The 8,637-nt window shown below is 71.9% G+C and carries 9 protein-coding genes, 1 pseudogene and 1 riboswitch; of the genes and pseudogenes, 5 read left to right on the top strand and 5 right to left on the bottom strand.

Annotated elements, in window-relative coordinates; all coding sequences use genetic code 11:
* From ABT297_RS11765 to ABT297_RS11755, 3 genes and pseudogenes are all read left to right on the top strand, one after another.
* Positions 1-808 (top strand): annotated as a pseudogene (locus ABT297_RS11765) (hypothetical protein); the annotation flags it as partial.
* Positions 809-983: 175 nt separating this feature from the next.
* Positions 984-1,355 (top strand): BlaI/MecI/CopY family transcriptional regulator, encoded by a 372-nt coding sequence (locus tag ABT297_RS11760; protein ID WP_350547784.1) that lies wholly within the window; start codon positions 984-986, stop codon positions 1,353-1,355.
* A complete protein-coding gene (locus tag ABT297_RS11755; RefSeq protein WP_350547782.1) occupies positions 1,352-1,549 on the top strand; it encodes a hypothetical protein in 198 nt (65 codons plus the stop codon). The genes ABT297_RS11760 and ABT297_RS11755 overlap by 4 nt, the downstream gene beginning before the upstream one ends.
* A 4-nt stretch (positions 1,550-1,553) precedes the next feature.
* On the opposite strand, the gene ABT297_RS11750 is transcribed toward ABT297_RS11755, so the two are convergent.
* From ABT297_RS11750 to ABT297_RS11740, 3 genes are read right to left on the bottom strand one after another with little or no spacing between them, the layout of a single operon-like run.
* Entirely contained in the window at positions 1,554-2,102 is a 549-nt protein-coding gene (locus ABT297_RS11750; protein WP_350547780.1) for an FMN-binding protein, read from the bottom strand.
* 26 nt (positions 2,103-2,128) lie between these two features.
* The gene (locus ABT297_RS11745; protein WP_350547778.1) at positions 2,129-3,520 is read right to left on the bottom strand and encodes a ferredoxin reductase family protein; all 1,392 of its coding nucleotides are present in this window, start codon (positions 3,518-3,520) and stop codon (positions 2,129-2,131) included.
* A complete protein-coding gene (locus ABT297_RS11740) occupies positions 3,504-4,193 on the bottom strand; it encodes a C39 family peptidase (protein ID WP_350547776.1) in 690 nt (229 codons plus the stop codon). Before ABT297_RS11740 ends, ABT297_RS11745 begins: the two co-directional genes overlap by 17 nt.
* Positions 4,194-4,513: 320 nt before the next feature.
* A riboswitch (cyclic di-AMP (ydaO/yuaA leader) is annotated at positions 4,514-4,656 on the bottom strand.
* A 322-nt stretch (positions 4,657-4,978) separates the two neighbouring features.
* Between ABT297_RS11740 and ABT297_RS11735 the strand changes: the two genes are divergently transcribed.
* Entirely contained in the window at positions 4,979-5,938 is a 960-nt protein-coding gene (locus tag ABT297_RS11735; protein ID WP_350547774.1) for a C40 family peptidase, read from the top strand.
* A 19-nt stretch (positions 5,939-5,957) separates the two neighbouring features.
* On the opposite strand, the gene ABT297_RS11730 is transcribed toward ABT297_RS11735, so the two are convergent.
* Positions 5,958-6,728, bottom strand: a complete 771-nt coding sequence (locus tag ABT297_RS11730; RefSeq protein ID WP_350547772.1) for a TetR/AcrR family transcriptional regulator — start codon at positions 6,726-6,728, stop codon at positions 5,958-5,960.
* Positions 6,729-6,824: 96 nt separating this feature from the next.
* On the opposite strand from ABT297_RS11730, the gene ABT297_RS11725 reads away from it, so the two are divergent.
* Positions 6,825-7,226, top strand: a complete 402-nt coding sequence (locus ABT297_RS11725; protein ID WP_350547769.1) for a VOC family protein — start codon at positions 6,825-6,827, stop codon at positions 7,224-7,226.
* An 18-nt stretch (positions 7,227-7,244) separates the two neighbouring features.
* Here ABT297_RS11725 and ABT297_RS11720 read toward each other — a convergent pair whose 3' ends face one another.
* The gene (locus ABT297_RS11720) at positions 7,245-8,636 is read right to left on the bottom strand and encodes a condensation domain-containing protein (RefSeq protein WP_350547767.1); all 1,392 of its coding nucleotides are present in this window, start codon (positions 8,634-8,636) and stop codon (positions 7,245-7,247) included.
* Between the last annotated feature and the right edge of the window lies 1 nt (position 8,637).

Raw genomic sequence — 8,637 nt, 5'->3', positions numbered from 1 at the left:
CGGCGGCACGCTTGCCGCCGGCCCCGCCGGGCTGCGGCTGAGCGTCGACGCGCCGAACGGGATGCCCGACGGCGCCTGGCTCCAGCCGGTCGACGCCCCCTACCCGCTGCCGGTCCTGCCCGCCGGGACGGACCCGGGCCCCGCGCCGGTGACCGGGCTGGACGAACGGCCGATCGAGGTGCGGGCCGTCGGGCGGGCCGAGGCGCTGCCCCGGCTGGGCACCAGCGGGACGCTGGTCGACCTGGAGTACGCCGACCGCGTCTCGACCGGCGCGGGCAGCGCTACTCGGCCGGAGGTGTGGCTCAACGCCGACGCGCCGCCGGACGTGCTGACCCGGCTGGCCCGCGAGGGCCTCGTCGTGACCGGCGACATCGACGTCGAGGGCACCCGGCGCCATCTCGATGCCCAGGGCCCGGCCCTGGCCATGTGGTTCCACCTGCTCGCGGGCGCGCTCGCCGTGCTGCTCGCCGCCGGCGGCCTCGGCCTCATCGCCGGCGTCGACCGTGGCGGGCGCGGCGCCGACGAGTTGGCGCTGCGGACGCAGGGCATCTCCCGGCGTACCGTCCGGCGGGCGAAGCTGTGGACCTATCCGGCGCTGGTGGTCGCGGCCGGGCTGCTCGGCCTGGCCATCGCTCTGGCCGTGTGGCGGCTGACCGGATGGGCACTGCCGGTATTCGGCGAGGACGTGCCGGCACTGCCACTGCCGCACTGGCCCGGCGCCCTCGCGGTGCCGGCGACCTGGCTGGCCAGCGTCACGCTGCTGCTGGCGGTGGCGTGGCGGGTCGGCGGCCGGGCGGAGCCGTCTTAGCGCGTTGCTCCTATGCCAATTAGGAGTCGGACTATCTTGCTGAATCGCGGCAAATGCGGGTCACGTCGTGCGGCGCCCCAGCGTTTCGCTCTTCTCCAGCCGGTTGTTGCACTCCTATGCGGCGTACGATGCCAGCCGGGGATACTGTCCGCCCGATGCTGGTCCGGGAGGTGAGATGCGCGGGTTCGGGGAGCTGGAAGCAGCGGTGATGCGGCAGCTGTGGACGGCGGACGGGCCGGTCACGGTGCGCCACGTGCACACTGCCCTGTCCGAGGAGCGCGACCTGGCGTACACCACGGTGCTGACGGTGATGGACAAGCTGCACCGCAAGGGCTGGCTGCGCCGGAGGTTGCAGGGCCGGGCGCATCTGTACCAGCCGATGGCCACCCGGGAGCAGTACGGGGCCGGACTGATGCGCGAGGCGCTGACCGACAGCGGCGACCGGGGACAGGCGCTGCTGCACTTCGTCGGGCAGATGACGCTCGAGGAGGCGGCCGCGCTCCGGGCGGCGCTGAGCATCTATGAGCGGAAGATCGCCGGGTCGTGACCGCGCTGCTCCTGGCCGCCTACGCCGTCGTGCTGATCCTGGTGGCCGGGCCGCGGCTGGCCCGCGCCGGCTGGATGACCCGGGCGCCGGGGCTGGGGATCTTTGCCTGGCAGATGTGGTGCGCCGCCCTGCTGGGCTGCACGGTGCTGATCGGGGCGTTCGCCGCGATCGAGCAGTCACCGCTGACGCCGTAGGCCGCTATTCGCCGGGCGGGGCCTGGAAGTGGGTGGCGTCGAGTGCGGCCTGCAGGGACGTGCGATAGGCCTCGCTGGTCTGGGTCGCGCCGCTGACCGCGTCGATGTGGGCGCTCTGCGACGCCAGGGCCTGTGAACGCAGCCGCGGTACCGCGAGTGCGGTGAGCTCCCGGGAGAATCCTCCGGGGGCCTGCAGCGCGGTCACGTCGGTGATCCTGCCGCTGTCGATGCGGACCTGCACCTGAACCGGCCCCCACATTGTGCTCACGGCCGAACCGTTGGCGACGAGGACGGAGCCGGACCGGGTGACGGTGCCGGGGCTGGGCGGGGGCGGCGCACCGCCGCCGGGATCGGCACTCGACGAAGGTGACGGTTGGTTGTCGTGGTCGGGCGCATCGCCATCCGACGGCTGCGCCACGACGCCCGGGGTGCCGGCGCCCGGCGCCGCGGCCGCGGGCACCGGGCGGGCCGGGCCCATGGTCGAGGTCCGGTAGTTGAACAGCAGGGCGATCACCGCGGCGGTGCCGGCGAACCACATCGTCAGTCTGCGCATGCGAAAACGGTCCCCTCCGAGTCGGGTTACCAGGCGAAGGGCTCGAGGTGGATGCGGTCGTCGGGCACGTGCGCGTGCCGGGCCGCGCGGACCACCGCGCGCATCCACGCGTCCGGGCCGCAGACGAACACGTCGTGGTGTCTGATGCCGGGCACAATGTCGCCCAGCGCTGTCGTTTCGCCGCCCCAGCCGGCCGGCAGCCACGAGCCGTCGTCGCCGCGCGGGCCGACCAGGTACAGCACCCGCACGCCGCGCGCGTCGGCCAGGCGATCCAGTTCGTCGCGGAACAGTACGTCGGGATCGGCCCGGGCACGGTAGAGCAGCGTCGCCTCGCCCGCGGCGTAGGGCAGCTCTTCCAGCAGCGCGCGCAACGGGGTGATGCCCACGCCGGAGGCGATCATCGTGAGGCAGCGGGCGGTGCGCCGCTCGGCGGTGAGCCGGCCGTACGGCCCCTCGATGAGCACCTTGGTTCCGGGCCGCAGTTCGGCCAGGGCCCGGCTGCCGTCGCCCAGGGCCTTCACGGTGATGCGCAGCCGGTCCGGGCCGGGCGCGGCCGACAGCGAGTACGGATGGGCGCGGCTCCAGCCCCGGCCGGTCAGGAAACGCCACTGGAAGAACTGACCGGCGCGGGCCGGCAGCCGCCGCAGGCCGCGACCGCGCAGATGGATCGAGTACACCCCGGGCGCCTCGGCGACGACCTTGTCGACTTCGAGCCGGTGCCGCAGCGTGCGCCAGGCGGGCAGCCCGAGCCGGAAGACGACGACCGCGCCGGCGCAGATGCCGTAGGCGCTCCACCAGTACAGCCGGGCGGCCGGCGAGGTGGTGAAGTCGGCCCCGGTCCACAGCTGGTGCGGCAGGGCCAGGCCCACGCCGAGGTAGGCGTACAGGTGCAGCAGGTGCCACGACTCGTAGCGCAGCCGACGCCGCGCCGCGCGGATCGAGGTGACGGTGACCAGGACCAGCGCGACGGCGCCGGCGGTCGCCAGCAACATCCCGGGGTAGCCGGTGAGCAGTTCCCACGCCTGGTGCGCCAATGACACGTGGAGGGTCCAGGTGTACCCGACGGTGATCAGCACGATGTGGGCGAGCATCAGGTTGAACGACGCGAACCCGATCAGCCGGTGCCAGCGGGTCAGCCGGTCCTGGCCGTAGGCGCGTTCGATGACCGGTACCCGCGCCATCAGCAGGACCTGGACGAGCAGCAGGTCGGCCGAGAGCAGGCCGGTCAGCCGGCCGATCGATGTGGCGCCGGCGGCCAGATCGCCGAGCCCGTGCAGTCCTCCCCCGGCCGCCCACATCGCGACGACGACCAGCATGCCGGACGCCAGGGCGGGTCCCAGGAGATCCCGCCACCACGATCGTGCACCGTTGCCGGCCGGTGATCGCAGACCGTGCCGGCGCTCAATACGAGTAGCCACGCTGGGAGATCCAATCGGCCAGCTTGGGGGTGCTCACCCAGTAGGTGCCGTCGCCGCTGGGGTTGGCCGGATCGGCGATCTTCACCGTGTTGCCGTCGTCCCGGTATCCGACGAGGGTGAGGTAGTGCCCGCCCTCGTAAGCGTGGACGACACCGGCGTCGTCGGTGAGATGCCCGGCGATGTTGGCGACAATGGCCCGGCCGCTGCCGATGGTGTTCACCACGTCCGCCTGGAGCTGAGCCGCCTGGGCCGAGGTTGCCGGGTAGGCCGGGATCTCTCTGGTCTGGTACACCGTCCTGCCGTGGCCGAGCACGCTGTTGAGCGCCCGGGTGGTGTCCAGAGCCGAATCCGTCCCGCTGGTGGTCGTGCCCAGCATGGCAGCCGCCTGGTCCTGGCTGATGGCGTGACCGGCCGCCGTGAGCGCGATCCGGGTCGCGGCCGGCCCGCAGTAGTAAAAGTTGGGCTGCAACTGGAACTCGTAGTCGAGGACCTTCGTCGACGGCGCCGGCGCGGGCGCGTCATCGGTGGGCTGGTCCGCACCCTGCTCCGCCGCCGGCTGTTGGGTCGTCAGCGCCGTGCCGGCCGAAGCGGCGCCGACGGACGGCGGATCGCCGAGCCGGCCGAGCACGATGCCGGCCGCGGCGGCCGCGGCGAGCAGGGCACACGAGATCACGGCGACGCGCGGCCAACATACACGTACAGGATTCATAGCGACTCTCCAAGGCTCCGGCCCGGGGCGGCAGCATCGGTCAACGCCAGGTGCGGGATCACGCACAGGACAGCGTGTACTGCCACGCCCGCAGCGTGCTGGGCGTGTGATGGCACAAGGCTTCAGCGGTGCTCGCGAGCGGCGGTCCGAAGGCCACACACGGCAGGGCAGCGGGCCGCCCGCCGCTCAGCGGAAACCGGCTACGCCGATCGGCGTGCAGCCGAGCAAGTCCGCGGCTGGCAAAGACGTCTGCGGTGGGGGTTGCGCCGGCTGTGCACAGGCATATCTCCTTACGCATCCGCCTACCGGGTTAGCTGACGGATTCGGGCGCGAAGGTCGCCCTACCACAGGCCATCGGCCCGCGGATTCACCCCAGACTTGCGGTGGGTCCCCGGCTCGTGCATGCACGACTCAGCGGGCCCGTCCCGGCGCCACCTGTTGTGAGCACGAACCGGGTCAGGCGAGCCAAGACGTTACTCAAGGCCACCAGCCCTGCCAATGCCCGCTACCTGGAAGAAGGTTGCGCAATCGATGAGTGCCATCTCCTATCGATCATAGGAAGCAGCCTTGTGCTCGATGGGGCCAGTGCGTAAGGTCGGCTGCGGCCCGGCGCCGGCGCCGATCACCTCCGGTCGGCGCGGACGTCTGGCGCCGCCGAGTCGAGGAGCCTGTTGCACGTGCCGCCACGCCGCCCGCGACGTGTCCCTGCCTTCCGCACCTCCGGCGCCCCGGCGATGCCGCCGAGCCGGATGCCGGCTCGTATCGTCGTCGCGGTCCTCGCCGCGATCGCGTTGCTGCTGGCCGGCACCGGGACCGCGCAGGCCGAGCCGACACCGGCGGAGCTGGAAAAGCAGATCGACGACATGTGGAACCAGCTCGAACCCACCATCGAGCAGTACAACCAGGTCCACTCCCAGCTCAAGGAGAACCGGGCCAAGGCCGCAGCCCTGCAGCAACAGCTGAAGCCGCTGGAGGCCCAGGTCGACGCCGCCATGGGCCGCGTCAGCGACATCGCCGTGCAGCAGTACAAGATCGGCCGGATCACCACGCTCGACGCGCTGCTGCGCGGCAACACCCCGACCGACCTGCTGGACCAGCTCGCAACGGTCAACGCGATCGCCCGCAACCAACACGCCGAGATCCAGGGCGTCGCCGCCGCCCGGGACAAGCTCGCCGGCGACAAGCACACCCTGGACACGCTCATCGCCCAGCAGACCACGCAGGACGCCGACCTCGCGGCGAAGAAGACCCAGATCGAGGGCAAGCTCACCGAGCTGCAGAAGCTGCGCCAGCAGGTGTACGGCAGCAGCGGCGCCACCGGCACCCTCAAGCCCGTCGCCTGCCCCGTCGACTACATCGGTGGCCCCGGCGGTACCGCGGCGAAGAAAGCCTGCGACCTCATCGGCAAGCCCTACGTCTGGGGCGCGACCGGCCCCAACGGCTACGACTGCTCCGGCCTCACCCTCACCGCCTGGGCCGCCGCCGGCGTCAAGCTGCGCCACTACACCAAATGGCAGTGGGACGACACCAAGGCCGTCGCGCGCGCCGACCTGCGCCCCGGCGACCTCGTGTTCTTCCACAGCGACCTGCACCACGTGGGCATCTACGTCGGCGGCGGCTGGATGGTCCACGCCCCGACCACAGGCGACTACGTGCGCATGGCCAAACTCGAAGGCCGGCCCATCACCGGATACCGCCGACCCGGCTGACCCACACAGCGTGCCGGCCTCAGCCGGCGTTGTCGATGAGGGCGGCGAGGCCGTCGAGGGTGCGTTCGAGGCCGAAGGTCCAGGCGCGGTCGGCCTGCCACGCGCTGCCCTGCGCTTCGCCGGCGGCGGAGCCGATGCGGGCGGCGCGGGGATAGGTGTGCGGGTCGAGGGCGCGGGCGAGCACGGGTAGGTTGGCGGCCCACCAGTCGGCGTCGCTCATCGCGGTGTCGGTCGCGGCCCGGGCGGCGTCGTGGGCCGATCGGCAGTGGGACTGCACGAACCCGAGCAGGTAGGTCAGGGCGGCGTCGATGTCGACGTCGCAGAGCCCGGTGTCGTCGAACGCGGCGAGCTCGTGCTCGTACTTGGCCATCACGCCCGGTCCGAGCGGGGGGCGGCTCAGGGCGGCGACCTCGGTGAGCCAGGGGTGGGCGGTGAGCAGATCCCGGTTGGCCTCGGCCACCGCGGTGAGCCGCTCGCGCCACGGTTGCCCGGCCCACGCGGCGCGGGTCATCCGTGCGTAGCGGGCGTCCACCATCAGGTCGAGCAGCTCGGGCTTGCCGGGCACGTAGGTGTAGACCGACATCGTCGAGACCCCGACCCGCTCGGCCACCGCGCGAATGGTGACCGCGGTCAGGCCCTGCTCGTCGGCGAGCGCGAGCGCGGCGTCGACGACCTGCGTGATGGTCAGCGATCGGGCCGGCCCCTTGCGCCGCGCCGTCTCGGACGGCTCTCCCCACAGCAGGGCGAGCGTGCGGCTGGGCTCACCTGATCCGGTGCGGTTCTGGGTCACGGGAATGATTCTGCCACACTTTCATTGTACGCCGTACGGTGTACTTTGTATAATGTAACCGCGAGCGTCCCCACCGAGTCGACAGGAGCTCACCGCATGCCCATCACCGAGTCCGCCATCTCGCTCAACGTCCCCGACGTCCAGGCCTCCGCCTCCTGGGTGCGGCGGCATCTCGGGTTCACCGAGGCGATGGCTGCCGACGGGTTCTGCTCCCTGGCCCATCCCGAGGCGGGGTTCAACCTCATCTACCTGCGCACCGGGCTGCCGACGTTCAAGCCGGCGTCGGCCGCCGGCCGCGCCGATGGGCTGCTGGTCGTGTTCACCGTCGATGACATCGACGCCGACTACGCGCGGCTGCGGCAGGAGGGGGTCGAGATCGTTACTCCGATCGAGACCGAGCCATGGGGAGAGCGCTACTTCCAGACGGCCGATCCCAACGGCGTGATCTACCAGCTCGTGCAGTGGGTCTCGCCGCCCGACGCACAGCACGCCGGCTGACCCTTCGTCGCGGCGGACCTACTCGGACGCGCGCACCAGCACGTCCTCGACATGCCGGAGCATGTCGCCGGCCGCCGGCGCCCACGCCGTGTCCTCGTGACAGCCGATGGTCATCAGCGCCGCGGCCGGCCGGTGCTGGACCGACAGGATGTACCGCGACCCGCCGGGCCGGTCGGGCTGTTCGGTGATCCGGTCCTGCACGGCTGGATCAGTGAACGGGATGGCCTCGGCGCCGAGTGAACGGCTGTTCGCCGCGCTGCCCACGATGGATGCGTCGATGTAGTTGAATCGCGCCATGGCCGCGCCCGTCTCGGCCAGTCCGCCGAGGACTTCGCCGCTGATCGCCACGGCCCGCGCCGGGTCGATGTTGGCGAAGCGGTGGCCATGCAACTGGTTGCTGGCCGTGGCGGCCAGTCGCGCGGCCAGGTCGCCGGTCCCCGGCACGAGGACGGGCACCGGCATGACCGCCTTGCGAACCGACGCCTGCGTGCCCGCCGACAGCCGGTTCGCGGCGAGTGAACGGATGCCGGCGCACGGCGAACCCTCGATGAGGCTGATCGCCGAGCCGAACGCGGTCAGGTAGACCGCCGATACCGGCATGCCGGTGCGGGTGGCGACGGTCTGTGCGGCTCGGGCGGCGCGCGCCGAGGCAAGCCACCGGGACTGGAGCACCGGTTCCGCCGGCGCCGTCCCGCCGCTCGGGCGCCAGCCGGACAGCCCGTCGCGCAGCGCGCCCAGCTGGCGCCGCCAGTACGCCTCGGCACGCTCGGCATAGGCCCGGCCCGGTTCGGACATCTCCCACTCGGCCGTTTCCACGGGCTGCTCCGGCACGGGCTGGCCGTCGAACGCCGGATGTCCGCTCATGCGACTGCGCAAGGCCTGCAAGAAGTCGCTGCGGAGCACCCGCATGCCCCATCCGTCGACCGCGGTGTGGTCGACGACGATGCCGATCCGCTGCGCGGTGCCGGCGGCGACCTCCAGCACGAAGAGCACCGGCTGTTGCTCCCCGAGCCGGAACGCCGTGGCCGTGGCCGCCGCGATCGCCTGGTCCGCTTCCGGACCGGCAGGCGCGACGCGCACCACCTCGCCGAGCCGCTCCGCCGCCGGGAGAACGTGCTGCTCGCGACGGCCCGGGTCGGTCGTGGGCAGGAGGGTCCGCAGCCCCTCGTGCCGATCGAGCAGGTCACCGACCGCCGCCAGCACGACACCCAGCGGTGCGCCGGCGCCGTTGACCACGCTCGTGAAGTTCGTTGCGTACGACCACGGCGAGTCCGCGTCGATGCCGACGTCCATGAACCACTCACGCTGCGCGCATGTCAGCGGCCCACGTCGAGTCGAGTTCATTCCCGTTCCCGTCCAGTTTCTAAAGTCTATTGATGAGAATATTGCAGGCCGACTCTGATCATGCAAC

This window comes from Dactylosporangium sp. NPDC000555 (assembly GCF_040300025.1).
GTDB lineage: Bacteria > Actinomycetota > Actinomycetes > Mycobacteriales > Micromonosporaceae > Dactylosporangium.
Note: the sequence above shows the minus strand (reverse complement) of the source record. Positions and strands in the feature narration are given on the sequence as shown.